Genomic DNA, 1439 nt, shown 5'->3' with positions numbered 1-1439 from the left:
GCCGGGGTCACCTCGCTGTCCGCCGAGCTCGGTCGCCGGGTCACCGTGGCGGAGGTGCTGGACCAGGTCACCTCCGACATGGTGGAGGCCCTCGACGGTCGTCTACCCCTGGTGTGATCGGCGCGTAGGCTGGCGGCCGTGACTGTGACCCCGGAAGGCCGCAAGCTGCTCCGCATCGAGGCCCGCAACGCCGAGACGCCGATCGAACGCAAGCCTGCATGGATCCGGACCCGGGCCACGATGGGTCCGGAGTACAAGGAACTCAAGAGCCTCGTCAAGACCGGTGGACTCCACACCGTGTGCGAGGAGGCGGGCTGCCCCAACATCTACGAGTGTTGGGAGGACCGCGAGGCCACCTTCCTCATCGGCGGCGAGCAGTGCACACGCCGATGCGACTTCTGCCAGATCGACACCGGCAAGCCCGCTGCGCTCGACCGCGACGAGCCCCGGCGCGTGGCGGAGTCCGTCCGGGAGATGGGGTTGCGCTACTCGACCATCACGGGCGTCGCCCGCGACGACCTCGCGGACGGCGGGGCGTGGCTGTACGCCGAGACGGTCCGCAAGATCCACGAGCTCAACCCCAACACCGGCGTGGAGAACCTCATCCCCGACTTCAACGGGGACCCGGACCAGCTGGCGGAGGTCTTCGAGTCACGCCCCGAGGTGCTGGCACACAATCTCGAGACGGTCCCCCGCATTTTCAAGCGCATCCGTCCGGCGTTCCGGTTCGACCGCTCACTCCAGGTCATCCGCGCGGCGCGCGACTTCGGTCTGGTCACCAAGTCCAACCTCATCCTGGGGATGGGCGAGACCACCGCCGAGATCGTCGAGGCGATGGGCGACCTGCACTCCGCCGGCTGCGACATCCTCACCATCACGCAGTACCTGCGCCCCAGCCCGCTGCACCACCCGATCGACCGGTGGGTCAGGCCCGAGGAGTTCGTCGAGCTGTCCGACCAGGCCCGCGAGATGGGCTTCGCGGGGGTCATGGCGGGGCCGCTCGTCCGGTCCTCGTATCGGGCCGGCCGCCTGTATGTCCAGGCGCTGGAGCATCGCGGGCAGGTCATTCCGGAGAACCTTGAGCACCTGACGTCCGGGGGCTCCGCCTCCCAGGAGGCCTCCAGCGTGCTGGCGCGCTCCCGCGCCTGAGCCCTCCTCCCCCCTGCCGGAGCCGCGGTTCCCGGGCCGCGGGGGTCGGCACGTATCCTGTGTGGCATGGCGAAGAGCGAGGTCAGCAAGGCGGACAAGAAGGCGGCCAGGGCCGCACGGCGAGCGGCCGGCAGGGAACAGCGCGGGCAGATGTGGGAGGCGCTGAAGATCCAGTCCAAGCAGGACAAGCTCCTGTGGCCGCTGATGATCGGGGCGCTCGTGCTCTCGGCCGTCGTCTTCTTCCTGATCGGCACGCTCTGGGGCGGCGAGTGGTGGATGCTCCCGCTGGG

The 1439-nt window shown here is 69.6% G+C and carries 2 protein-coding genes and 1 pseudogene; all 3 read left to right on the top strand.

Going from position 1 to position 1439, the window contains the following annotated elements; translation table 11 throughout:
* Positions 1–117 (top strand): annotated as a pseudogene (locus B4M60_RS09835) (lipoate-protein ligase B); the annotation flags it as partial.
* A gap of 21 nt (positions 118–138) precedes the next feature.
* A complete protein-coding gene (gene lipA / locus B4M60_RS09830; protein WP_291082965.1) occupies positions 139–1149 on the top strand; it encodes a lipoyl synthase in 1011 nt (336 codons plus the stop codon).
* 66 nt (positions 1150–1215) lie between these two features.
* Positions 1216–1439, top strand: a 224-nt coding sequence (locus B4M60_RS09825) for a DUF4191 family protein (RefSeq protein ID WP_291082962.1), incomplete at its 3' end; no start/stop codon positions are given.

It is taken from the genome of Dietzia sp. UBA5065, assembly GCA_002415925.1.
Classification (GTDB): Bacteria; Actinomycetota; Actinomycetes; order Mycobacteriales; family Mycobacteriaceae; genus Dietzia.
This window is presented reverse-complemented; position numbering and strand designations above follow the sequence as displayed.